The 23315-nt window shown below is 29.7% G+C and carries 25 protein-coding genes, 1 pseudogene and 1 riboswitch; all 26 genes and pseudogenes read left to right on the forward strand.

Translation table 11 applies throughout. The features are described 5' to 3' along the window. Nucleotides 1–34: 34 nt before the first annotated feature. The 26 genes and pseudogenes from dnaG (at nucleotide 35) to gcvT (ending at nucleotide 23311) form a co-directional block, all read left to right on the forward strand. Nucleotides 35–1831: a DNA primase gene (gene dnaG, locus HMPREF2576_RS03665; protein ID WP_001831005.1), complete on the forward strand. Its 1797-nt coding sequence runs from the start codon at nucleotides 35–37 to the stop codon at nucleotides 1829–1831. 270 nt (nucleotides 1832–2101) lie between these two features. Then, complete coding sequence (gene rpoD / locus HMPREF2576_RS03670) at nucleotides 2102–3208, forward strand: RNA polymerase sigma factor RpoD (RefSeq protein ID WP_002440071.1); 1107 nt, start codon at nucleotides 2102–2104, stop codon at nucleotides 3206–3208. Nucleotides 3209–3362: 154 nt separating this feature from the next. Beyond that, the gene (locus HMPREF2576_RS03675; RefSeq protein ID WP_002468796.1) at nucleotides 3363–4052 is read left to right on the forward strand and encodes a tRNA (adenine(22)-N(1))-methyltransferase; all 690 of its coding nucleotides are present in this window, start codon (nucleotides 3363–3365) and stop codon (nucleotides 4050–4052) included. Further along, nucleotides 4042–5142, forward strand: a complete 1101-nt coding sequence (locus HMPREF2576_RS03680; protein ID WP_001831093.1) for a Nif3-like dinuclear metal center hexameric protein — start codon at nucleotides 4042–4044, stop codon at nucleotides 5140–5142. Before HMPREF2576_RS03675 ends, HMPREF2576_RS03680 begins: the two co-directional genes overlap by 11 nt. Before the next feature lie 34 nt (nucleotides 5143–5176). After that, nucleotides 5177–6523, forward strand: coding sequence for a DEAD/DEAH box helicase (locus HMPREF2576_RS03685; RefSeq protein WP_070856459.1), 1347 nt, complete (start codon nucleotides 5177–5179; stop codon nucleotides 6521–6523). A gap of 9 nt (nucleotides 6524–6532) precedes the next feature. After that, entirely contained in the window at nucleotides 6533–7423 is an 891-nt protein-coding gene (locus HMPREF2576_RS03690) for a deoxyribonuclease IV (protein ID WP_002456488.1), read from the forward strand. Nucleotides 7424–7624: 201 nt separating this feature from the next. Next, nucleotides 7625–8423 (forward strand): annotated as a pseudogene (locus HMPREF2576_RS03695) (metal ABC transporter ATP-binding protein). A gap of 33 nt (nucleotides 8424–8456) precedes the next feature. Further along, complete coding sequence (locus HMPREF2576_RS03700) at nucleotides 8457–9305, forward strand: metal ABC transporter permease (protein ID WP_001831102.1); 849 nt, start codon at nucleotides 8457–8459, stop codon at nucleotides 9303–9305. A gap of 2 nt (nucleotides 9306–9307) precedes the next feature. After that, nucleotides 9308–9727, forward strand: a complete 420-nt coding sequence (locus HMPREF2576_RS03705; protein ID WP_001831164.1) for a Fur family transcriptional regulator — start codon at nucleotides 9308–9310, stop codon at nucleotides 9725–9727. A gap of 412 nt (nucleotides 9728–10139) precedes the next feature. Then, complete coding sequence (locus HMPREF2576_RS03710) at nucleotides 10140–10739, forward strand: superoxide dismutase (RefSeq protein ID WP_001831217.1); 600 nt, start codon at nucleotides 10140–10142, stop codon at nucleotides 10737–10739. A gap of 400 nt (nucleotides 10740–11139) precedes the next feature. Further along, nucleotides 11140–13230, forward strand: coding sequence for a peptidoglycan D,D-transpeptidase FtsI family protein (locus HMPREF2576_RS03715; protein WP_002456490.1), 2091 nt, complete (start codon nucleotides 11140–11142; stop codon nucleotides 13228–13230). Nucleotides 13231–13334: 104 nt separating this feature from the next. Next, on the forward strand, nucleotides 13335–13484 hold the full coding sequence (gene rpmG / locus HMPREF2576_RS03720) for a 50S ribosomal protein L33 (RefSeq protein ID WP_001830957.1): 150 nt from the start codon (nucleotides 13335–13337) through the stop codon (nucleotides 13482–13484). Nucleotides 13485–13666: 182 nt separating this feature from the next. After that, nucleotides 13667–14218 (forward strand): 5-formyltetrahydrofolate cyclo-ligase, encoded by a 552-nt coding sequence (locus HMPREF2576_RS03725; protein ID WP_001831001.1) that lies wholly within the window; start codon nucleotides 13667–13669, stop codon nucleotides 14216–14218. Beyond that, a complete protein-coding gene (locus tag HMPREF2576_RS03730; protein ID WP_001832757.1) occupies nucleotides 14219–15679 on the forward strand; it encodes a rhomboid family protein in 1461 nt (486 codons plus the stop codon). It begins immediately after the preceding gene. After that, the gene (locus tag HMPREF2576_RS03735; RefSeq protein ID WP_001831138.1) at nucleotides 15663–15863 is read left to right on the forward strand and encodes a YqgQ family protein; all 201 of its coding nucleotides are present in this window, start codon (nucleotides 15663–15665) and stop codon (nucleotides 15861–15863) included. Before HMPREF2576_RS03730 ends, HMPREF2576_RS03735 begins: the two co-directional genes overlap by 17 nt. Continuing rightward, nucleotides 15863–16849, forward strand: a complete 987-nt coding sequence (locus HMPREF2576_RS03740) for an ROK family glucokinase (RefSeq protein WP_001831113.1) — start codon at nucleotides 15863–15865, stop codon at nucleotides 16847–16849. Before HMPREF2576_RS03735 ends, HMPREF2576_RS03740 begins: the two co-directional genes overlap by 1 nt. After that, on the forward strand, nucleotides 16849–17175 hold the full coding sequence (locus HMPREF2576_RS03745) for an MTH1187 family thiamine-binding protein (protein ID WP_001831234.1): 327 nt from the start codon (nucleotides 16849–16851) through the stop codon (nucleotides 17173–17175). The genes HMPREF2576_RS03740 and HMPREF2576_RS03745 overlap by 1 nt, the downstream gene beginning before the upstream one ends. After that, nucleotides 17175–17798, forward strand: coding sequence for an MBL fold metallo-hydrolase (locus HMPREF2576_RS03750; protein WP_001831016.1), 624 nt, complete (start codon nucleotides 17175–17177; stop codon nucleotides 17796–17798). Before HMPREF2576_RS03745 ends, HMPREF2576_RS03750 begins: the two co-directional genes overlap by 1 nt. Before the next feature lie 56 nt (nucleotides 17799–17854). Then, on the forward strand, nucleotides 17855–18829 hold the full coding sequence (gene comGA / locus HMPREF2576_RS03755; RefSeq protein WP_001831109.1) for a competence type IV pilus ATPase ComGA: 975 nt from the start codon (nucleotides 17855–17857) through the stop codon (nucleotides 18827–18829). Further along, entirely contained in the window at nucleotides 18801–19868 is a 1068-nt protein-coding gene (gene comGB, locus HMPREF2576_RS03760; RefSeq protein ID WP_001831131.1) for a competence type IV pilus assembly protein ComGB, read from the forward strand. Before comGA ends, comGB begins: the two co-directional genes overlap by 29 nt. 17 nt (nucleotides 19869–19885) lie before the next feature. Further along, nucleotides 19886–20203 (forward strand): competence type IV pilus major pilin ComGC, encoded by a 318-nt coding sequence (comGC, locus tag HMPREF2576_RS03765; RefSeq protein WP_001831271.1) that lies wholly within the window; start codon nucleotides 19886–19888, stop codon nucleotides 20201–20203. Next, nucleotides 20193–20630: a competence type IV pilus minor pilin ComGD gene (comGD, locus tag HMPREF2576_RS03770; protein WP_001831025.1), complete on the forward strand. Its 438-nt coding sequence runs from the start codon at nucleotides 20193–20195 to the stop codon at nucleotides 20628–20630. The genes comGC and comGD overlap by 11 nt, the downstream gene beginning before the upstream one ends. Further along, on the forward strand, nucleotides 20617–20910 hold the full coding sequence (locus HMPREF2576_RS11525; protein WP_001831116.1) for a hypothetical protein: 294 nt from the start codon (nucleotides 20617–20619) through the stop codon (nucleotides 20908–20910). Before comGD ends, HMPREF2576_RS11525 begins: the two co-directional genes overlap by 14 nt. Then, nucleotides 20834–21325, forward strand: a complete 492-nt coding sequence (locus HMPREF2576_RS03775) for a competence type IV pilus minor pilin ComGF (protein ID WP_002440043.1) — start codon at nucleotides 20834–20836, stop codon at nucleotides 21323–21325. The genes HMPREF2576_RS11525 and HMPREF2576_RS03775 overlap by 77 nt, the downstream gene beginning before the upstream one ends. 164 nt (nucleotides 21326–21489) lie before the next feature. Next, nucleotides 21490–22002: a shikimate kinase gene (locus HMPREF2576_RS03780; RefSeq protein ID WP_002485736.1), complete on the forward strand. Its 513-nt coding sequence runs from the start codon at nucleotides 21490–21492 to the stop codon at nucleotides 22000–22002. Beyond that, a riboswitch (glycine riboswitch) is annotated at nucleotides 21999–22141 on the forward strand. (Overlaps the previous gene by 4 nt.) Nucleotides 22142–22219: 78 nt before the next feature. Beyond that, complete coding sequence (gcvT, locus tag HMPREF2576_RS03785) at nucleotides 22220–23311, forward strand: glycine cleavage system aminomethyltransferase GcvT (protein WP_001831107.1); 1092 nt, start codon at nucleotides 22220–22222, stop codon at nucleotides 23309–23311. The last annotated feature ends 4 nt before the right edge of the window (nucleotides 23312–23315 follow it).

Consider the following 23315-nt stretch of genomic DNA (forward strand, 5'->3'; position numbering starts at 1 on the left):
ATTAGCAATTATGAATATTGATAGGTGATGTCTTTTGCGTATAGATCAATCCGTCATTGATGAAATAAAAAATAAAACTGATATATTAGATTTAGTTAGTGAATATGTAAAACTTGAAAAAAGAGGACGCAATTATATCGGTTTGTGTCCTTTTCATGATGAAAAAACACCCTCATTTACAGTTTCAGAAGATAAACAAATTTGTCATTGTTTTGGATGTAAAAAAGGTGGTAATGTTTTTCAATTTACGCAAGAAATTAAAGACGTATCATTTGTTGAAGCTGTAAAGGACTTGGGTGAACGAGTTAATATTCAAGTTGATATCGGGCAGAACCAAACAAATTCCTCGACAAAAATTGCGTCTGATGAGTTGAAAATGATTGAGATGCATGAACTCATTAAAGATTATTATCATTATGCTTTAATGAAAACAGTTGAAGGTGAGGAAGCCCTAAATTATTTACATGAACGCGGCTTTACGGATGACCTTATTAAAGAAAGAGAAATTGGATATGCACCTGATAACTCACATTTTTGTCATGATTTTCTTGAAAAAAAAGGATATGATATAGAACTAGCATTTGAAGCGGGTTTGTTATCTCGTAATGAAGAGAATTTCACATATTTTGATAGATTTAGAAATAGAATTATGTTTCCATTAAAGAATGGACAAGGACGAATTGTTGGGTATTCAGGACGGACATATACTGATCAAGAACCAAAATATTTAAATAGTCCAGAAACACCTATTTTCCAGAAGCGTAGAATTTTATATAATTTAAATAAAGCACGTAAATTTATTCGAAAGCAAGATGAAATTATTTTATTAGAAGGTTTCATGGATGTAATTAAATCAGATTATGCTGGTTTAAAACAAGTTGTCGCTAGTATGGGTACACAGTTATCACAAGAACATATTACTTTTTTACAAAAACTAACGCAAAATGTAACATTAATGTTTGATGGTGATTATGCTGGTAAAGAAGCTACTCTAAAAACTGGACAAGCACTGTTGAATCAAGGCTTAAATGTGTATGTGGTTCAACTACCTTCAGGTATGGATCCTGATGACTATATTAGAAAATATGATAACGAACAATTCTTAAAATTTGTTCAACAAGACAAACAATCATTTGTGCTATTTAAAGTTAAAATGTATCAAAATGAGATTAATCATAATGATCTTGCATACGAAAAACATTTTAAAGAAACTGTGCGAGACCTTTCTTTAGTCAATTCAGGTATCATTCGTAATAAACTTATTCAAAACATAGCTGATATATTTAAAGTTAATCCAGAAACCATTCAATATGAGTTAGATGCAACTTATCAACATCAGATGTCGTCGAACACTTATCCCACTTTTCAAGATGAGCCAAGCAAACAACAATTAATACTCGGTCGTCTGACTAAAAATGAGAAAGCAGAAAGAGCTTTAATTAAGCATTTAACGAAAGATAAAGATACTTTTTTGAATTATTATCAAAAAATTGTGCCAGAAGACTTTACAAATAGCTATTTAAAGCGTATATTTAGTTATTTGTACGACTATTATTCAAAAAATGATTATTATACAATTAGCGATATGATGCAATATATTGAATCTAATGAATTGAGAGAAGTTCTTATTGAATTAGATCAATATCATCTAAATGATGAACCTTATGAAAACGAAATAGAGGACTATATTCAAATTATTAAAAATAATAATAACGAAGATTCCTTAGAAAGTTTGAATTATAAATTAAGGGAAGCATCGCGTATTGGAGATTCAGAATTACAAAAATATTATTTGCAACTTATCGTTAACAAAAATAAAAATCGAATGTAAAAGCAATATTTAAAAGGATTTAATTTAAAATTCAAGAGTAGTTAATCGAATATGGTTACTTTAATTATTTATCGGGTAAATTTGTTATATCAGAACTTCAAAAGTGTATATTTATTCAATTGAACACCGCTTATTTAAGGTAATATCACTTGATTTTCACTTACTCAGTGTAATCTAGTGATTATTTAGAATATACAAATCATATTAAATTGATATAATATATAATTATTAATAGATTATCAGTATTTACTAAAATCGGGAGGCCTTTTCATGTCTGACAACCAAGTTAAAATTAAAAAGCAAACAATTGATCCGACTTTAACACTAGAAGATGTTAAAAAACAATTAATTGATAAAGGAAAAAAAGAAGGTCATTTAAGTCACGAAGAAATCGCTGAAAAACTGCAAAATTTTGAAATGGACTCAGATCAAATGGATGATTTCTTCGACCAATTGAATGACAATGACATTACACTTGTTAATGAAAAAGATAGTTCTGACACGGATGATAAAATCAATCCTAATGATTTGAGTGCCCCTCCTGGTGTCAAAATCAATGACCCAGTGCGTATGTATTTAAAGGAAATTGGTAGAGTTAATCTTTTAAGTGCTCAAGAAGAAATTGAGCTTGCAAAAAGAATTGAACAAGGTGATGAAATTGCTAAATCACGATTAGCCGAAGCAAACTTGCGTTTAGTTGTTAGTATTGCTAAACGATATGTTGGTCGTGGAATGTTATTCTTAGATTTGATTCAAGAAGGTAATATGGGCTTAATTAAAGCTGTGGAAAAGTTTGATTTTAGCAAAGGATTTAAATTTTCAACATATGCCACTTGGTGGATTAGACAGGCTATTACACGAGCAATTGCTGACCAAGCACGTACAATTCGAATACCAGTACACATGGTAGAAACGATTAATAAATTGATTCGTGTTCAACGTCAATTATTGCAAGATTTAGGAAGAGATCCGGCTCCTGAAGAAATTGGAGAAGAAATGGATTTACCACCAGAAAAAGTCAGAGAGATTTTAAAAATTGCACAAGAACCCGTTTCATTAGAGACGCCAATTGGTGAAGAAGATGATAGTCATTTAGGAGATTTCATTGAGGACCAAGAAGCTCAAAGTCCATCTGACCATGCAGCATACGAATTGTTAAAAGAACAATTAGAAGATGTTTTAGATACACTTACTGACAGAGAAGAAAATGTTTTACGTTTACGTTTTGGTTTAGATGATGGACGAACAAGAACACTAGAAGAAGTTGGAAAAGTATTCGGTGTAACACGTGAAAGAATTCGTCAGATTGAAGCAAAAGCTTTAAGAAAACTAAGACATCCTAGTCGAAGTAAACGTCTTAAAGATTTCATGGATTAAATTAAAGGAATAAGACATTGGCGTTTGAATTATTAATTAATAGTAATGTCGTTTAACTAAATCATCACACTAAAGAAGGGTGGGATAGTGAATTCAAATTTCTTATTACTGAATTCTATCCTACTCTTTTTTAATACATATAAGGAGTTTAAAAATGATTAACCTTAACCAAAGATTATCAATTGTATGCTCATTTATTAAAAGAGGAACATTGGCTGATATTGGCTCAGACCACGCATATCTACCTATATATGCAATTCAAAACGACTTATGCACAAAAGTAATAGCGGGAGAAGTGATTCAAGGACCTTATAAGGCTGCTAAAAGAAATATTGCAAATTATGAATTAAATCAACAGGTTGATGTACGTCTAGGCGATGGTCTAAGCGTTATAAACTCAGAAGACCAAATTGATAATATAACTGTTTGTGGTATGGGAGGGCCATTAATTGCAAAAATATTAAACGATGGAAAAGATAAATTAGTTAACCATCCAAGACTCATACTACAAAGCAACATACAAACTCAAGCATTAAGACAAACTCTTAATAAACTTTCATATGAAATCGTTGATGAAAGAATCATTGAGGAAAAGGGTCACATATATGAAATCGTGGTAGCTGAGTTTAATAATAACTTAGTTAAATTAAATATATTACAAGAAAAATTCGGACCATTTTTACTTAGAGAATGTAATAACATTTTTCAAAAAAAATGGCAAAGAGAGTTAGAAGCACTGCGTGATATAAAATCCCAATTGAATTCAACATCACATCATGAGAGACTAAAAGAAATAGAAGATGAAATTAACTTAATACAAGAGGTGTTAATTAATGAAAATTAGTGAACTGATGGAAGTTTTAAATAATCACGTTCCATTTCATCAAGCTGAATCATGGGATAATGTAGGATTATTAATTGGTAATGATAAGTTAGATATTACAGGTATTCTGACAACACTCGACTGCACCGATGATGTTGTTAACCAAGCAATTGAACTTAATACCAATACCATCATTGCTCATCATCCACTTATTTTCAAAGGAGTAAAACGTATCGTTGAAGATGGATATGGTAGTATAATTCGTAAACTTATCCAAAATAATATCAATCTTATAGCATTACACACTAATCTTGATGTAAATCCTAAAGGTGTCAATCGAATGTTAGCGGATCAAATAGGTTTAGAGAACATATCAATGATTAATACAAATAGCTCATATTATTACAAAGTTCAAACTTTTATACCTAAAAATTATATTGAAGATTTCAAAGACAGTTTAAACGAACTTGGATTAGCTAAAGAAGGTAATTACGAATATTGTTTCTTTGAAAGTGAAGGTAAAGGGCAATTTAAACCAGTAGGTGATGCAAGTCCTTATATAGGGAAGTTAGATAGTATCGAATATGTTGATGAAATAAAACTTGAGTTTATGATAAAAGACAATGAATTAGAAATAACTAAACGTGCTATTTTAGATAATCACCCATACGAAACACCAGTTTTTGATTTTATTAAAATGAACAAAGAAAGTGAGTATGGATTAGGGATTATTGGACAATTAAACCAAACTATGACTTTAGATGAATTTTCTGAATATGCCAAAAAACAGCTCAATATACCGAGCGTACGATATACAGGTCAACATGATAGTCCAATTAAGAAAGTAGCTATCATAGGTGGTTCAGGTATAGGATTTGAGTATAAAGCTAGCCAACTTGGAGCAGATGTTTTTGTTACTGGTGATATTAAACACCATGATGCTTTAGATGCTAAAATCCAAAATGTAAATTTATTAGACATCAATCATTATAGTGAGTATGTTATGAAAGAAGGATTAAAAGAATTATTAGAAAAATGGTTATTTAAATATGAAAATCAATTTCCAATATATGCTTCTGAAATCAACACAGATCCATTTAAATATAAATAAATGTTATTGATAAACATTTAAAGGAGAACAAATTATGTCAAAACATCCATTTGAACACTTTAATTTAGATGAGAATTTAATTGAAGCTGTTAAAAATCTCAATTTTGAAAAACCGACTGAAATCCAAAATAGAATCATACCGAGAATTCTTAAAGGAACAAATTTAATAGGACAATCTCAAACTGGAACTGGAAAGTCACACGCTTTTCTTTTACCATTAATTCAACTTATAGAAAGTGACATTCAAGAGCCACAAGCCATCGTAGTAGCTCCAACACGTGAACTTGCTCAGCAACTATATCAAGTTGCTATGCATTTAGTAAAATTCAAAAAAGGTATAAATGTAAAACTTTTCATTGGTGGTACCGATTTAGAAAAAGATAAACAACGATGTAGCCATCAACCACAACTCATTATTGGTACACCAACAAGAATTAATGATTTAGCACATTCAGGTTATCTTCATGCACATTTAGCGTCATATTTAATTATAGATGAAGCTGATTTAATGATTGACCTCGGTCTCATTGAAGATGTTGACCATATTGCAGCGAGATTAGATGATGAAAATGCTCATCTAGCGGTATTTAGTGCAACAATACCTAAATCATTACAACCATTTTTAAATAAATATTTAAGTCAACCAGAATTTGTAGAAGTTGATGGCAAAGCTCATAATAAAGAAAATATCGAATTTTATCTAATTCCTACAAAAGGTTCTGCTAAGGTAGATAAAACATTGGAATTGATAGATATATTGAATCCTTATCTATGTATTATTTTCTGTAACAGTCGTGAAAATGCCGATGAATTGGCAGACACTTTAAATAAAGAAGGAATTAAAATAGGTATGATTCATGGTGGTTTAACACCAAGAGAACGTAAACAACAAATGAAAAGAATAAGAAATTTAGATTTTCAATTTGTCATTGCAAGCGATCTTGCTTCTAGAGGAATAGATATTGAAGGCGTAAGTCATGTTATTAATTTCGATGTACCCAATGATATCGATTTCTTCACACATCGCGTAGGTCGAACAGGAAGAGGTAATTATAAAGGTGTAGCCATTACATTATATAGTCCTGATGAAGAAAGTAATATTACTCTTATTGAAGACAGAGGTTATAAATTTGAAAATGTAGATATTAAGAATGGTGAATTAAAACCGATAAAGGCATACAATATGCGTAAATCAAGACAGCGCAAAGATGACCATTTAACAAATGAAGTTAAACACAAAGTAAGAAGTAAATCAAAATGTAAAGTTAAACCAGGCTATAAAAAGAAGTTTAAACAAGAAGTTGAAAAAATGAAACGTCAAGAAAGAAAGCAGTATAGTAAAAAGCAAAATAGACAAAAACGAAAAAATAATAAAGGATAGGTGAAATGAATGTTAATAGGATCACATGTTTCAATGAGTGGCAAAAAAATGCTGCAAGGGTCAGCAGAAGAAGCACATAAATATGGTGAATCTACATTTATGATTTATACAGGTGCGCCTCAAAATACAAGACGTAAAAATATTGAAGATTTAAATATCGAAAAAGGCCAGCAGGCAATGAAAACATATGGCTTATCAAATATCGTTGTACATGCACCATATATCATTAACATTGCAAATACAACCAAACCTGAAGTATTTAATTTAGGAGTCGACTTTCTACAAAAAGAAATCGAAAGAACTCAAGCGCTCGGAGCGAAAGATATTGTACTGCATCCTGGAGCGCATGTCGGAGCAGGTGTAGATAAAGGAATTCAAAAAATTATTGAAGGACTTAATGAAGTACTCACACATGATAATGATGTAAGAATAGCACTTGAAACTATGGCGGGTAAAGGAACAGAAGTAGGGAGATCTTTTGAAGAAATTGCTCAAATAATTGATGGTGTTACACATAATGATCGCTTATCAGTATGTTTTGATACGTGCCACACTCATGATGCCGGTTATAACGTCAAAGAAGATTTCGATGGTGTACTAGAAAAATTCGACAGCATAATTGGAGTAGATCGAATTAAAGTAGTACATGTTAATGACAGTAAAAACCTAAGAGGTGCACAGAAGGATCGTCACGAAAATATCGGCTTTGGTCATATTGGCTTTGATGCACTTAATTACGTAGTACATCATGATACTTTTAAAAATATTCCCAAAATATTAGAAACTCCATATGTTGGTGAAGATAAAAAAAATAAAAAACCACCGTATAAATTAGAAATAGACATGTTAAAATCACAAAAATTTGATCCAGAACTCAAAAACAAAATTTTAACTCAATAAAATATTTATAAAATTAAGCCATTCATCGTCTTTTCATTCAGTGAATGGCTTAATTATTTCATCATGTTAAATAAAAATAACATCGTTTTAATTGCGACTATAAAGTCACTAGACTAATTATAGAACAAGCAAAACTATATGTAATTTAAAATAGTCGTAAACATTACTATTTACATAAAAATTAATAAGTTGTATAGTTATATGCGAGGTGAAAACCATGACAACACCAGTTTTTGAATTACGAAATTTAGATTATTATTTCGATAATAAGCATGTATTAGAGAACATAAATATCAAAATTAATCAGGGAGAATTTTTAGCAATTGTTGGTCCGAACGGGGCAGGCAAATCTACTTTACTAAAAGTTATACTAGGGCTATTGCCTATACAAAAGGGCGAGATAATTGTTGATGGAAAACCATTTAAAGGTAATAAATCTTCATTGAAAATTAGCTATGTTTCTCAAAAAGCTTCTGCCTTCAATGCAGGTTTCCCAGCTAGTGTAAAGGAAGTTGTTTTAAGTGGTCTGACTAAAACAAAAAAATTATTTCAAAGATTTAATAAAAATGACTATCAAAAAGTCACAAAGGTATTAGAGAGATTAAATATATCTCATTTAATAAATAAAAATATAGCTGAACTATCTGGTGGTCAACAACAACGTGTACTTATTGCTAGAGCACTTATTTCAGACCCAAGTGTGCTAGTGTTAGATGAACCTACAAACGGAATTGATGCAAAACATGTAAGCAAATTTTACGATACACTTGATAAATTAAAAAAACAGGGGATTACAATAATTTTAGTCACTCACGATATTGGCGTTGTAGCAGATACCGCTACTGAAGTAGCATGTTTAAATAAACATCTTCATTTCCACGGTTCCACAGAAGCATTTAAGTCTTTAGATGAAGTTGAAATTTCAAAAATTTATGGTCATCCTATTCAATTTGTTGATCATCAACACAACCGAACATGTTGTAATGAGGGAAATGAATAAATTTATATTAGAAACAAAGAGGAAGTGTAACTTTTGATAGATGCGTTATTAAATTTTGATTTTATTAGATATTCTTTGATTAGCGGTCTGCTTATTGGCTTTATCGCACCATTAATAGGTGCATTTATTGTAGTTCGGAGACTATCTTTAATTGCTGACGCTTTAAGCCACGTGACATTAGGTGGTATTTCCTTTGGTATGTTTTTGCTTACCATTATTCCCGTTTTCTCAGTAATAAACCCTATGTGGTTTGGTATTCTTTTTGCTGTTATTGGAGCGTTATTAATTGAAAAATTAAGGACTTCGTTTTCTAATTATCAAGAAATTGCAATTCCTATTATAATGAGCGCTGGTATTGCTCTAAGTGCTATTTTTATTTCTCTAGCAGATGGTTTTAATCAAGAAATCGTAGGCCTACTATTTGGATCAATTAGTGCAGTAAATATTAGTGATTTAACTACAATTATTATCATTACAATAATTGTTCTCATATTTATTGTTTTATTTTATAAAGAATTGTTTATTTTATCATTTGACGAAGAATATAGTAAGGTCATAGGTATACCAAAGTGGATTCAATTTTTATTTATAGTAATTGTTGCTATGGTAATATCTGCATCAATGAGAGTTGTAGGTATATTATTAGTAAGCGCGTTAATAACTCTTCCTATAGCAATTTCAATGAGAATAACTAAAGGATTTAAACAATTAATAGCATTAAGTGTTATATTAGGAGAATTATCTGTAATTCTAGGATTAATTATAGCTTTTTATATGAATATATCACCTGGTGGCGTCATTGTTGTACTATTGGTATTAATGCTCATACTAACGATGATTATTCAGAAGTTAAAAATTAAGTTTAAAAAGGGAGTCGTTTAAGAATGAATACAAATGATGCAATTAAAGTTTTAAAGGAAAACGGACTTAAATATACTGATAAACGTAAAGATATGCTAGATATCTTTGTTAAAGAGGATAAATATTTAAATGCTAAACATATTCAACAACAAATGGATAAAGACTATCCTGGAATATCATTTGATACTGTATACAGAAATCTTCATTTATTTAAAGATTTAGGCATTATAGAGAGTACCGAATTAGATGGAGAAATGAAATTCAGAATCGCATGCACAAATCATCACCATCATCATTTTATTTGCGAAAATTGCGGAGAAACTAAAGTGATTGATTTTTGTCCAATAGAAAAGATTAAAAGTCAATTACCCAATGTAAATATTCATACTCATAAATTAGAAGTGTATGGTATTTGTGAAGAATGTCAACGTAAAGCAAACTAAAATATCATTCGGATTATAATACTGGCACATTTCATCATTTAAATTTAAGATTTTCAATCATCGAATTTTAAATATTTAATTCTTAGCATAAAGTGAATACTCATGATTAGTAGGAAAAGAACCTAGTGACAATAACTGAGGTTCTTTTTATTAATTATAGGCCATTGGTCGTATTTATTAAAATTTATGCATTTTTATGTTTAATCTTCACAAATTTGAGATATATTTATAGTATATCAATTAGTAGGTTTAGAAAAATATTAACAAGATTCACATTAACAATTTTGTTTAATTGTCGTGTGAGTCGGGAAAATAATTTAATAATTAAAACTTTTTTGAAAGCATATTCTTTGTTGCTTATAAATCTACTTGTTATGATATAGTTATAGACAATTTAGGAGGATGATTATTTATGGCTTTTGAATTACCAAATTTACCTTATGCATATGATGCATTAGAACCACACATCGACAAACAAACTATGGAAATTCATCATGACAAACATCATAACACATATGTTACAAAATTAAATTCAGCAGTTGAAGGGACAGATTTAGAAGCTAAATCAATCGAAGAAATTGTTGCTAATTTAGATAGTGTGCCATCTAATATTCAAACAGCTGTTCGTAATAATGGCGGTGGTCACCTTAACCATTCATTGTTCTGGGAACTATTATCACCAAATTCTGAAGAAAAAGGTGAAGTAGTAGATAAAATTAAAGAACAATGGGGTTCTTTAGATGAATTTAAAAAAGAATTTGCAGATAAAGCTGCAGCACGCTTTGGTTCAGGATGGGCTTGGTTAGTTGTAAACAATGGACAATTAGAAATTGTTACAACACCAAATCAAGATAATCCAATTACTGAAGGAAAAACACCAATTTTAGGTTTAGATGTTTGGGAGCATGCTTATTATCTTAAATATCAAAATAAACGCCCAGATTATATCAATGCATTCTGGAATGTTGTTAACTGGGAAAAAGTTAATGAATTATATAATGCAACTAAATAATCAATATTAAATAACTTTAGAACATAAAAATTCTAAAAATCAGTTTGAACAATACCTTATATTTATTGTCATAGCCCTTAGATGATTTGCATCTAAGGGCTAATTACATATATAACTATATACTATCTACAACACGTGAGAAATGAGATTCATTACTTAATATCCATTTTTATTAAAATCTAAATGAACATAAAAGTATATACATTTAGTTTGAATTACAATACTGATGAAACCGATGTAAAAATTTTTGTTATTGATTATTGTTTAAAAGTATATTTATAAATTTGACTATCAATTGATAAAGGAATTTTTCTGCGCTTCTTTTTTGTTAAAATGATAGAAAAATAATCTAATATCATATATCATTTGTATGAGAGACTTTGAATAGAGGTAGGTTGTTTTGCTAAAAAGATTAAAAGAAAAATCAAATGATGAAAAAATGAGAAACACCATGAATAAAAGAATCAATTTCATATTTGGATTTATAGTATTTATCTTTGCTATAGTCGTATTGAGATTAGGTTATTTACAAATAGCACAAGGATCTCATTACAAACAATTAATCAAAAACGATGAAAACATAACTGTTAATGAATCAGTACCAAGAGGCCGAATACTAGATAGAAATGGCAAAGTACTAGTTGATAATGCTTCAAAGATGTCTATTACATACACTAGAAACCGTAAAACATCACAAAAGGAAATGTTAAATACTGCTAAGAAACTGACAGATTTAATTAAAATGGATACAGATAAAATTACTGAGAGAGATAAAAAGGATTTTTGGATTCAAATGTATCCGTCATCTGCTAAAAAGTTAATGAGAAAAGAACAATTAATGTTAGAGGATGGCAGTATTTCACAAGACCAATTTGATACCCAACTTAGAGATAAAATAGGAAAAAAACAATTAAAACAGTTAACTAAAAAAGATTTGCAAGTTTTAGCAATTTATCGGGAAATGAACGCTGGGTCAACTCTAGATCCTCAAACAATTAAAAATGAAGACGTAAGCGAGAAAGAATATGCAGCCGTATCACAACAGCTTTCTAAATTACCTGGTGTAAATACTACAATGGATTGGGATAGAAAATACCCATACGGTGATACTTTAAGAGGCATATTTGGAGATGTGTCGACTTCGACTGAAGGTATACCTAAAGAATTAACTGAACAATATTTATCAAAAGGTTATTCACGAAATGATCGGGTCGGTAAATCTTATCTTGAATATCAATACGAAGATGTTCTTAAAGGCACGAAGAAACAAATGAAATATACAACTGATAAATCTGGAAGAGTAATAAGTTCAGAAGTACTTAATCCTGGCTCAAGAGGTCATGATTTACAATTAACTATAGATATTGATTTACAGAAAAAAGTAGAATCTTTATTAGAAAAACAAATTTCTAAATTACGTAGTCAAGGTGCTAAGGATATGGACAATGCGTTAATGGTTGTCCAAAATCCTAAAAATGGAGACATTCTCGCTATTGCAGGAAAGCAAATTGATAAGCAAGGTAAACTCAAAGATTATGATATCGGCAACTTTACAGCTCAATACACAGTAGGTTCTTCAGTAAAAGGAGGAACATTATTAGCTGGATACCAAAATAAAGCTATTAATGTTGGAGAAACTATGGTAGATGAGCCATTAAAATTCCAAGGTGGTTTAACTAAGCGTTCTTATTTTAATAAAAATGGTCATGTATCTATCGATGATAAACAAGCACTTATGCATTCATCAAACGTATACATGTTTAAAACCGCACTTAAATTAGCAGGTGACCCCTATACTTCAGGTATGTCATTACCTAATAATATAGCAGATGCTGGTCGTAAATTGCGTAAAGGGTTAAATCAAGTAGGTCTTGGCTTAAAAACAGGTATTGACTTACCGAACGAAACGCCAGGCCAAATAGAACCCTTAACTAATAATCCTGGTAACTATTTAGACTTAGCTATTGGACAATACGACACATATACACCACTTCAGTTGTCCCAATACGTATCAACTATTGCTAATGATGGCTATAGAATTCAACCACATATTGGATTGTCTATTTATGAATCTACTAATAAAGATGAAACTGGTCCATTAAAACGTAAAATTAAGGGTAATGTTTTAAATAAGGTAAATAACTCAAATGACGAAATTAAAGAAGTTCAAGAAGGCTTCAAAATGGCTTTCAATGAAAAGCAAGGTACAGGTTATGCTAGTTTTAGAAATACTGTAGTACCTTCAGCTGGTAAAACAGGAACTGCTGAAGTTTTTCAAGACGGAGAACCTAGAGTTAACTCAACATATATCGGTTATGCACCCGTCGATGATCCTAAATTATCTTTTTCAATTGTCTATACAAATCAACCTGTTCCACCACCTTGGTTAAATGGTGGAGATTTAGGTAGAGACGTAATCAACTACTATTTTAAAGATAAGGATAATAAAAAAGATGACTCTCAATCTAATAACGAAGAGAAAGAAGATTAATTTAAATTGTCAACTCAACTAATCACGAAATTATACTTTGCAATTAGTTAAGTAATTGGTATAATAAAAAAGTCGTATTTTGAAAAGGTAAGGAGGAGAAACTCATGCGCGTAAACGTTACATTAGCTTGTACAGAATGTGGAGATAGAAACTATATCTCAACAAAAAACAAAAGAAATAATCCTGAACGTGTAGAAATGAAAAAATATTGTTCACGTGATAACAAACATACTTTACATCGTGAAACTAAATAATAAATTTTTTAAAATTTGTACATGACAATATAAAATCGATTTAATCCCTTTAAAGTAACCACTTATAAAAGTGAAAACTTTGAAGGGATTTTTCATTTACTTTTTTTATCATTAAATACCAACTTAATGACATTAGTAACTATAAACGTTATAATGTTAAGTGAACGAAATGGGTGAATAAAATGGATAAAAAAGGACTACGTAGAAATATAATTAAAAAGATGAAATCTTACGACAAAGAACAAAAATATTTGGCTGATGAATGGTTGGCTAAGAAATTATATCAAAGTGAAGCTTATCGCAAAGCTAACACAATTGGTTTTGTTTTATCGATGCCTCATGAAGTTAATACATATCCAATTATTACTCATTCGCTAAACAATAATAAGAAAATTTTTGTTCCTGAAACAAATTATCAACAGCAAGACATGACTTTTAAGCAACTATTATCAATTGAGGATATCGAGAAAGATAGCAAAGGTATTTATCATTCTATTTCCCCAGTCGGTACAACGAATAAAATGGACTTAGTTGTAGTACCGGGGGTTGCATTTGACAAATTGGGCTATCGAATAGGATATGGTGGTGGTTATTATGACCGATTCCTGAGCCAACATAAATGTAATACAGTTAGTTTACTATACGATTTTCAGTTAGCCCAATTCAATATAGAACCACACGATCAACCTGTAGAGCAATTAATTATTTATCACAATAAAGTGGTGGAGGAATAAATGAATATTAATAAACTTTATTGGAAGGCTTTATACTACTGGATTAGGTATCTTAATTATAATGTAATTTATCGTGATAAAGAGGACGATGAAATATGGTTGTCTCATAAGAGAAAACATTCAATTGTTGTATTTAGAAAAGATGTCACATCTACCCAAGAGATTAGGTTTGATAAATCAAAAATTATGGAACGACCTGAAGAAATACAACAATTCATCGGTTATATACCTGAATCTTATGAATTTTATTATTTTACGGATAAAGAGCTTTCAAAAGAAAATTTAAATGAAGAAAAACCAATTAAACTGAAATTTAAAATTATAAGCAATGAGCAAAGCTTAAATTCACTCCCTATAAACTTTTTACTTTTAAAAATGCTAATTAATAATGAAGATAAAAGGACTTACCTTCATTACAAAAGAAAAGTTTTAACACAAAATCTTGTTGATAAACATATGCAACGTTTTACCCCTATTACATATACACTTATCTTAATTAATATTGTGATATGGTTATGTATGATTTTATACTTAAATCGATTTTCTGATGTTAAACTATTAGAAGTAGGTGGACTTGTTCATTTTAATGTTGTTCACGGAGAATGGTATAGACTTATTTCGTCAATGTTTTTACATTTTAATTTCGAACACATTTTAATGAATATGCTCTCTCTATTTATTTTTGGTAAAATTGTCGAATCAATCATTGGATCATGGCGAATGCTAATAATTTATATAATATCCGGATTATATGGAAATTTTGTTTCTCTATCATTTAATACGACTACAATTTCAGTCGGTGCTAGTGGAGCAATATTTGGTCTAATTGGTTCTATTTTTGTGATTATGTATTTAAGCAAGAATTTTAATAAAAAAATGATTGGCCAGTTATTAATTGCTTTGGTTGTTTTAATCGTTTTTTCACTTTTTATGTCTAATATTAATATAATGGCACATTTAGGTGGATTTATCAGTGGTGTATTAATTACATTAATAGGCTATTATTTCAAAACACAACGCTCTTTATTTTGGTCATTTTTGATTGTATTTTTACTTATATTCATCATTTTACAAATTAGAATATTTACTATAAGTGAGGATAATATCTATGATAAATTAATTCGGGATGAAATGATTAAAGGTAATTATAGCGAAGCAAAAAATGTTGTAAAACAAACACTTAATAATAATTACGCCGATGATGAAACATATTACCTTAGTGGTTTGATTACTGCAACTAAGAGTTCGCAAGCAGAGGCCGTATCAGAATGGGAAAGAGGTTTAAGAAAATTTCCAAATTCAGGTGTACTTAATTATGAATTAGCTATAGCTAATCGTTCTTTAAGTGATGATAAAAAGGCTTTAAAATATATAAAAAAAGCTGTAGCAATTAATCCTAATAATAAAAAATATGTTAATTTAAAAAAAGAGTTGAGTAAATCTAATGACACGAAAAATTAAAAGTTTTTATGACGTGTTACAATTACTTAAAACATATGGTTTCATTATATATTTTAAAAATCCAGATGATATGTATGAAATGATGATACAAGAGATTAAATCCTTATATAGTTATCAATTGTTAACGAAGGATGAATATCTAAATTGTATACTGATAATTAATCAAAGAAGGAATGAAAAGTAATGACAGATATTATTTTAGCTGCTGATATAGGCGGAACAACTTGTAAATTGGGGATATTTGACAAGGATTTAGAACAATTGCATAAATGGTCTATTGATACTGATACAAGTGACCACACTGGTGAGTTACTTTTAAAAAACATTTATAATTCTTTTACTGAAAAGATTGCAGAATATAAATATGATTTTAACAATGTAGTTGGAGTCGGTATTGGTGTTCCTGGGCCTGTTGATTTTGATACTGGAGTTGTATACGGAGCTGTTAATTTACATTGGCCCGATAGTGTCAATGTAAGAGAAATTTTCAAACAATATGTTAATTGTCCAGTTTATGTTGATAATGATGCTAATGTTGCTGCTTTGGGAGAAAAACATAAAGGTGCCGGCGAAGGTGCTGATGATGTAGTAGCCATTACTTTAGGTACCGGCCTAGGTGGAGGTATAATTTCTAATGGAGAAATTGTACATGGACACAATGGGTCTGGCGCTGAGATTGGACATTTAAGAGCTGATTTTGATCAACGTTTTCAATGCAATTGTGGTAAATCAGGTTGTATAGAAACAGTTGCTTCTGCTACTGGTGTAGTAAATTTAGTTAATTTCTATTATCCTAAATTAACGTTTAAATCATCAATTTTACAACTTATTAAAGATAACCAAGTAACTGCAAAAGCTGTATTTGATGCGGCTAAAGCTGGCGATCAATTCTGTATATTTATAACTGAAAAAGTGGCAAATTATATCGGTTATTTATGCAGTATCATTAGCGTTACTAGTAATCCAAAATATATTGTTCTAGGAGGGGGCATGTCTACAGCGGGACTTATCCTTATAGAAAATATTAAAACTGAATACCGTAATTTAACTTTTACTCCAGCTCAAAATAATACTGAGATAGTACAAGCTAAGTTAGGGAATGACGCTGGTATTACTGGTGCAGCTGGGCTTATCAAAACATATATCATAGATAAAGAGGGTGCTAAATAATGGCAATTGTTGATGTAGTAGTTATTCCAGTAGGAACAGAGGGACCTAGTGTAAGTAAATATATAGCTGAAATCCAAACAAAGTTAAATGAATTTAAACAACAAGGGAAAATTGATTATCAATTGACACCAATGAATACATTAATCGAAGGTGATTTGAAAGACCTTTTTGAGGTGATTCAAGCGATTCATGAATTACCTTTTGATAAAGGGTTAGATAGGGTTTGTACAAATATTAGAATTGATGATCGTCGAGATAAATCAAGAAAAATGAATGATAAATTAAAATCAGTACAAAAACATCTAGACCATAGTGGTGAATTATAATGCGAATTTCAAATTTAACATTAGGAATAGTTGATACTAATACGTATTTCATTGAGAATGAAGAAAATGTAATATTAATCGATCCCTCAAGTGAAAGTCAAAAAATAATAAAAAAATTAAATCAAATCAATAAACCTTTAAAAGCAATTTTATTAACACATGCACACTATGATCATATCGGAGCATTAGATAATATTATTGAAAAATATCAGGTTCCAGTTTATATGAGTAAAGATGAGTTTGATTTTTTAACTGATCCAGATAAAAATGGCTCATCTAAATTTACACAATATGGTTTATCTAAAATAGAAAGTCACGCAAATCCCTTAAGTTTATCAGAAGGTCCTGCAGAGATTGAAGGATTTAAATTTAAAGTATTACATACGCCAGGTCATTCGCCAGGTAGTCTTAGTTTTGTTTTTAATGACTTTGCTGTTGTTGGCGATACTCTGTTCAAAAATGGTATCGGTCGTACAGACCTTTATAAGGGAGATTATGAAACATTAATTGATTCAATAAAAGATAAATTATTTGAATTAGAGGGTGATATGCCACTTTTCCCTGGACATGGGCCTTACACTACAGTTGACGATGAGCAACTCAATCCGTTTATAAATGGTTAAATATTATAGAGTAAAAAAATCACCTCCTACGTTTATATATGTAGGAGGTGATTTTTTTGAAAATTTTATTTGAACAGATTATCAATCATGCAATTAAGCAAGAAGCAAGTGACATACACTTTATACCATGTGAGGAACACACTATAATTAAGCTAAGAATTAAAGATGAGCTCACAATATATGATAGACTTTCATTTCCAATTTATAAAAAATTACTTATATACATGAAGTTTCAATCTGGCTTAGATGTATCAACACAGCATAGAGCACAAAGTGGTAGATATAGTTATAAGATGAAGCATTTATATTATTTAAGAATCTCTACATTACCTTTATCATTAGGCAATGAAAGTTGTGTAATTCGTATAGTACCTCAATACTTCCAAACTACACGAGAATCATATGAATTTAAAGATTTTAAACACTTTATGAAAAAGAAACAAGGTCTACTTTTGTTTAGTGGACCAACTGGCTCTGGCAAAAGTACTTTAATGTACCAAATGGTCCTTTATGCACATCAAAAATTGAATTTAAATGTAATATCAGTTGAAGATCCAGTTGAGCAAATACTTAATGGAATCACACAAATATCAGTCAATGAAAAGGCAGGTATAAATTATGAAAGCTCTTTCAAAGCCATTTTAAGGTGTGATCCAGATGTAATTTTAATTGGTGAAATCAGAGATTCTACCGTAGCTAAATACGTGATTCAAGCCAGTTTAAGCGGGCATTTAGTTTTGTCGACAATGCACGCGAATGATTGCAAGGGAGCACTATTACGATTATTAGAAATGGGTATTTCTGTCCAAGAGTTGTGCCAGGCAATCAATTTAATTTCTAATCAAAGATTAATCACTACTACTACAAATTATCGTCAACTAGTATCGGAATTAATGTTTCAAAGCCAAATAAATTATTTTTTTGAACATAATCATTCTTTACCTAAAAATTTCACAAAATTAGCTACACATTTAAACAAAATGTCTAAAGAAGGTGTTATATGTGAAGAAGTTGTCGATAAATACATTTAAATATAAGAGGAATAAATATCTTACTGAAATACAATCAATAGACTTACTACAGAGATTACAACAGCTTTTAAGTCACGGATTCACTTTATATCAAAGTTTTAAATTTTTAAACTCCTATTTTAAATATAAAGAGCGAACAATAAATAAAAAGATTATCCAACATCTACAAAACGGTGCTACATGTTATGATATTTTAAAAATAATAGGGTATCCAGAATTAGTTCTTCTTCAAATAAAATTTGCTGAAAACTACGGCAACATTGAGGAGGCTCTCGTTGATACTGTTCAATATATGAAAAGAAATCTGAAAGCTAAAAAACGACTCATCAAAACCTTACAATATCCTGTTGCATTAATTTCTATCTTCTTATTCATATTAACCATTTTAAATATAACTGTCATACCTCAATTTCAACAACTTTATGAGACTATGAATGTTAAATTATCAACATTTCAAAATCTACTAACTCTTATTATTACCCGTCTTCCCAAACTAACTTTCATTTTTATCTTTATTAGTGGTATAGCATTTTTTATCACTTATAAATTCTACTATTATCTACCAATTGAGAAAAAGTTAAAATCTATTTTAAAAATCCCAATGATTAATACGTATTATAAAATATATAGAACTTATCAACTTTCCAATCAACTTTCTTTATTTTACAGAAATGGTACAAGTCTTCAACAAATTGTCCGTATATATCGTAATGAGCAAGATAACGATTTTCTTAAATTTCTGGGTGATTATCTTTTTAAAGAAGCTAATAAAGGGCTCCCGTTACCTGTTATATTAATGAATTTAAAATGTTTTCAAAATGATTTGATTAAATTCATAGAACAAGGAGAGAAAAATGGGAAATTAGATATAGAATTAAAGTTATACAGTCAAATGCTATTACAGCAATTTGAAGAAAAAGTGTTAAAACAAACAAAATTTATACAACCTATCATCTTCTTTATCTTGGGAATTTTTATTGTATCTTTATACTTAGTCATTATGCTTCCTATGTTTGAACTTATGCAAACAATAAAATAATTTGAGGAGTGACATCAATGAAAACATTGAAATTATTGAAAAAAACACGAGCATTTACCTTGATAGAAATGCTTTTAGTATTACTAATAATAAGTTTATTGTTAATACTTATAATTCCAAATATTGCAAAACAAACATCTCATATTCAGTCAACTGGATGTGATGCTCAAGTTAAAATGGTAAACAGTCAAATAGAAGCCTACGCTTTAAAACATAATCGCAACCCTTCTAATATTGATGATTTGGTTTCAGATGGTTTTATAAAAGAAGGACAAAAAACATGTAAATCCGGTCAGACAATTAGTATTGCAAATGGAGAAGCAGTTGCCAATTAAAAACATTAAAGCATTTAGTTTAGTCGAGATGATTTTTACTTTATTTATTATCAGTTGCTTGTTGATAACAACTTTATGGTCACGAAGCCTGTTCGACATTCAGCTAATTGATGAAGAATATGAAATTAAACAATTAATAACAAAATTTAATTACTATAAATCTAAAGCTATTAGCAACAACGAATCAATAACTTTATTATTTTTTAATAATTCAAATAGAGTACAAGTAATTGAAGAAAATGGAGATAAATATAGTTTTAAACTTAATAAAGGCAAAGTGATTAATATAGCTAAAATTCAAACATTAAATTTTGATAAAAATGGAAATATAAATCATTTTGGATCGCTCATTTTACAATATAATTCACATGCTTATAGATTAATCTTCCATATTGAAAAGGGGCGTTTGAGATTTGTCAAAATATAAATTTAAAGGGTCTTTAATTATTGATGCATTGCTAGCCTTTTTTATAGTTAGTACAATAACAATGATTTTAATACCTATGTTTTCAAACTTAAACAATCAGTATCTTATCAATTTAAATAATATAAAAATCAAGCAAATCATGATAACTAGCCTTCAACACTATAAAAAGAAAGAACTTTATCAAGGGGTTGTAATAGAAAATTATGAAATACAATTATTCAATAATAAAATATGTGGGGAGGATAAAGCATTTAATACGCGAACATGTATTTCAATTTAATATAAAAGCATTTACTTACATCGAAGCATTATTTGCTTTATTTGTGACTACTTTAATTCTCGCTTTATTACCTACTATACTTAAATTGACTTCGTTTTATCTTAATACTGCTCAAAATAACGAAGATATTCAATTTGAATTTTTTAGAAGAGATTTACTTAAAGAGAAAATGACGACTCAAAACAATTATGAGATAGAAAATGCATATACAATTAAACTTAAGAAAGATAAAGATGTTATTAGATATATTTATAAAAACCGTAAAATTTACAAAAACATTAATCAAAAAGGTAATATTACATTGTTAAATCACGTCTTGTCTACTCGTATATTAAAAACGAACGATAATATAGTAAAATTATTAATAACAACAGGAGAAACGAACGATGAACACAAAGAAATCCTGTTTATATAGCCGAAAAGCGTTCATTAGTTTATATTTAATAGTAATTTTTTCAATTTATTTATCAATTATATCTTTTTATATCTCTCAATATAGTTTAAAATTAAAGACAATACATAACTTAGATGTTTACTACAATAAAGTTATCGTTAATAAGTTAAAAGAGGTAGATTAATTTGAAGAGTATTCAAGTGCCTATTATTTTAGTTGGTTTCATGGGAACTGGTAAAACTACTGTTGGAAAATATCTTTCAGATTTATATAATTTAAGTTATGTGGATTTAGATAATTTTATTGAAGTAAATGAATGTAAATCTATACCTGATATATTTAATGATATCGGAGAAAAAGGATTTAGATCATTGGAGACTAGATACCTAAAATCTTGTCTCAATACTTTCGATATTATTTCAACTGGAGGAGGTATTATAGAAGATACGAATTCATTAAAGCTCTTAAAAAATCAAAAGCATGTAGTTTGGCTAGACTGTGACATTGAAATCATTTTCAAACGAGTTAAAAATGATTCACATAGACCCAATGCTAAAAGTAAAAATCTTAACCAACTTGATGCCTTGTATTCTTCAAGACTTTCAAGATATAATGAAATCGCATTCATGAAAGTTGATAGTGCACAGAGTGTTTCTGAAATTTGCACTTTAATTAAAACAAAATTATTAAGCGATTGATCAGTATTAGAGAGAATAGAGATCAAAACTTGAATCATTATAAGTTAAACGTTTTTAGTCTATTACAATTTTGACTCTCTATCGCCGAAGGTGCAAGTGAAATAACGAAACTCTCAGGCAAAAGGATAATACTGTAACGCATTCCTGAAATGTGTATTAAAACAGGGTAGCTTTATGCTATCCTGTTTTTTAAAAATTATTAATTGGGGGTACACGTATGACAACAGATTTGAAAAAAACACCTTTATATCAAAATTACGTTGATAGTGGTGCTAAAATTGTTGAGTTCGGAGGATGGGCAATGCCTGTTCAATTCTCAAGTATCAAAGAAGAACATAATGCAGTTAGATATAATGTTGGTCTTTTTGATGTAAGTCATATGGGAGAGATAGAAATTAGTGGTAAAGATGCAGAACAATTCATACAATACATCCTTTCTAATGATACAAATCTTCTAACAAATGATAAAGCAATGTATAGTGCGTTATGTAATGATGAGGGGGGCATCATTGATGATTTAGTTACATATAAACTTAATGAAAACCACTACTTGCTTATTGTAAATGCAGCCAATACCAATAAAGATTATCAATGGATTAAGAAACATAGCTCTAATTTTACTGTAGATGTGAGCAATACTTCAGACAAATACGGCCAATTAGCTATTCAAGGTCCTCATTCAAGAGCATTAATAAATGAATTAGTGGATATAGATGTAAGCCATATGGCAATGTTTGAATTCAAACAGAACGTACAAATCTTTGGTAAATCTATTATTCTTTCGCAGTCTGGTTATACTGGAGAAGATGGCTTTGAAATTTACTGTAAGCAAGAAGATACTAAGGATATATGGGAGCAATTATTAGAATACGATGTTACACCATGCGGTTTAGGTGCTCGTGATACGCTAAGACTTGAAGCAGGATTACCTTTACATGGTCAAGATTTATCTGAATCAATTACTCCTTATGAAGGAGGGATAGCCTTCGCTGCTAAACCGTTAATTGAAAATCATTTTATTGGCAAATCCGTACTCAAAGCTCAAAAAGAAAATGGTTCCGAGCGTAGAACAGTAGGTCTTGAACTATTAGGTAAAGGCATTGCTAGAACAGGTTATGACGTACTAGATGAAAATAGTAATGAAATTGGTTTCGTTACATCAGGAACACAATCCCCATCTTCTGGTAAATCTATAGCACTTGCAATAATAGATAGAGATGCATTTGAAATGGGCAAAAAAGTAATTGTGCAAATACGTAAGCGTCAAGTTGAGGCAAAAATAGTTAAAAAAAATCAAATTGAGAAATAAATAT

It is taken from the genome of Staphylococcus sp. HMSC063F05 (assembly GCF_001837075.1).
GTDB classification, from domain to species: Bacteria; Bacillota; Bacilli; order Staphylococcales; family Staphylococcaceae; genus Staphylococcus; species Staphylococcus epidermidis.

Excerpts from the sequence above, each read along its gene's own strand:
- rpoD (WP_002440071.1), top strand. The coding sequence starts at position 2,102 with ATGTCTGACAACCAAGTTAAAATTAAAAAGCAAACAATTGATCCGACT.
- HMPREF2576_RS03675 (WP_002468796.1), top strand. The coding sequence starts at position 3,363 with ATGATTAACCTTAACCAAAGATTATCAATTGTATGCTCATTTATTAAA.
- HMPREF2576_RS03680 (WP_001831093.1), top strand. The coding sequence starts at position 4,042 with ATGAAAATTAGTGAACTGATGGAAGTTTTAAATAATCACGTTCCATTT.
- HMPREF2576_RS03685 (WP_070856459.1), top strand. The coding sequence starts at position 5,177 with ATGTCAAAACATCCATTTGAACACTTTAATTTAGATGAGAATTTAATT.
- HMPREF2576_RS03690 (WP_002456488.1), top strand. The coding sequence starts at position 6,533 with ATGTTAATAGGATCACATGTTTCAATGAGTGGCAAAAAAATGCTGCAA.
- HMPREF2576_RS03705 (WP_001831164.1), top strand. The coding sequence starts at position 9,308 with ATGAATACAAATGATGCAATTAAAGTTTTAAAGGAAAACGGACTTAAA.
- HMPREF2576_RS03710 (WP_001831217.1), top strand. The coding sequence starts at position 10,140 with ATGGCTTTTGAATTACCAAATTTACCTTATGCATATGATGCATTAGAA.
- rpmG (WP_001830957.1), top strand. The coding sequence starts at position 13,335 with ATGCGCGTAAACGTTACATTAGCTTGTACAGAATGTGGAGATAGAAAC.
- HMPREF2576_RS03725 (WP_001831001.1), top strand. The coding sequence starts at position 13,667 with ATGGATAAAAAAGGACTACGTAGAAATATAATTAAAAAGATGAAATCT.
- HMPREF2576_RS03730 (WP_001832757.1), top strand. The coding sequence starts at position 14,219 with ATGAATATTAATAAACTTTATTGGAAGGCTTTATACTACTGGATTAGG.
- HMPREF2576_RS03735 (WP_001831138.1), top strand. The coding sequence starts at position 15,663 with ATGACACGAAAAATTAAAAGTTTTTATGACGTGTTACAATTACTTAAA.
- HMPREF2576_RS03740 (WP_001831113.1), top strand. The coding sequence starts at position 15,863 with ATGACAGATATTATTTTAGCTGCTGATATAGGCGGAACAACTTGTAAA.
- HMPREF2576_RS03745 (WP_001831234.1), top strand. The coding sequence starts at position 16,849 with ATGGCAATTGTTGATGTAGTAGTTATTCCAGTAGGAACAGAGGGACCT.
- HMPREF2576_RS03750 (WP_001831016.1), top strand. The coding sequence starts at position 17,175 with ATGCGAATTTCAAATTTAACATTAGGAATAGTTGATACTAATACGTAT.
- comGC (WP_001831271.1), top strand. The coding sequence starts at position 19,886 with ATGAAAACATTGAAATTATTGAAAAAAACACGAGCATTTACCTTGATA.
- HMPREF2576_RS03775 (WP_002440043.1), top strand. The coding sequence starts at position 20,834 with ATGAAATACAATTATTCAATAATAAAATATGTGGGGAGGATAAAGCAT.
- gcvT (WP_001831107.1), top strand. The coding sequence starts at position 22,220 with ATGACAACAGATTTGAAAAAAACACCTTTATATCAAAATTACGTTGAT.